The sequence below is a fragment of the Nonomuraea zeae genome, from assembly GCF_005889725.1.
In the GTDB taxonomy this organism is placed as follows: Bacteria; Actinomycetota; Actinomycetes; order Streptosporangiales; family Streptosporangiaceae; genus Nonomuraea; species Nonomuraea zeae.
Genome location: NZ_VCKX01000741.1, coordinates 1 through 572, shown reverse-complemented (window position 1 = coordinate 572; position 572 = coordinate 1). Strand labels below are relative to the sequence as shown.

The 572-nt window shown below is 65.9% G+C and carries 1 protein-coding gene; it reads left to right on the top strand.

Features of this window, described 5'->3' with window-relative positions; translation table 11 throughout:
- Nucleotides 1-389: 389 nt before the first annotated feature.
- Nucleotides 390-572 (top strand): winged helix-turn-helix domain-containing protein (locus ETD85_RS62705; RefSeq protein WP_138699152.1); only part of this gene is annotated, 183 nt, incomplete at its 3' end.

Here is a 572-nt window from a genome sequence, read left to right as displayed (position 1 = left end):
GCCCGCGCAGGTCCAGTATCGTCGGCACGCGCGGCTGCACACCGTGCTCGATCTGGGAGGTGAACCAGTCGGCGTTGCTGGCATCCAGCTCGCCGGTCACCGTGATCAGCCTCGCGCCGGTCAAGGGGCGGCGCTCCAGGCTTAGGGGGGTCATGGGGCTCCGCCTTGGGTCAGCCGGTCGGCGGCGGACGCAATGGTGATGGACATGGCCCTTTCCTCGCTCGTGATCGCCTGGGGGGCGGTGATGGACGTCATCGCTGTTACGTGAAAGAGTAAGCGCGAGAGAGAATACACGAAAGTCGTTTCGCCAAATGCAGGCAAGAAGTTTCGTCCTACCGGGCCCGCACCGCACCAGCCCCCGAGGAAGAAAGGCGAAGAGAGCCGTAAGCATGTTCGATGACTCCCCCCTCGCTGCGGACGTACCCTCCGCCGCCGCGTCCACCTGGACCTTCCTCACTCACCACGCGCGGGTCCTGATCGAGATCGCTCGCGACCCCGGCGTCCGGATGCGCGACATCGCCGCCAGCATCGGCATCACCGAACGCACCGCGCAGAACATCGTGCGCGATCTC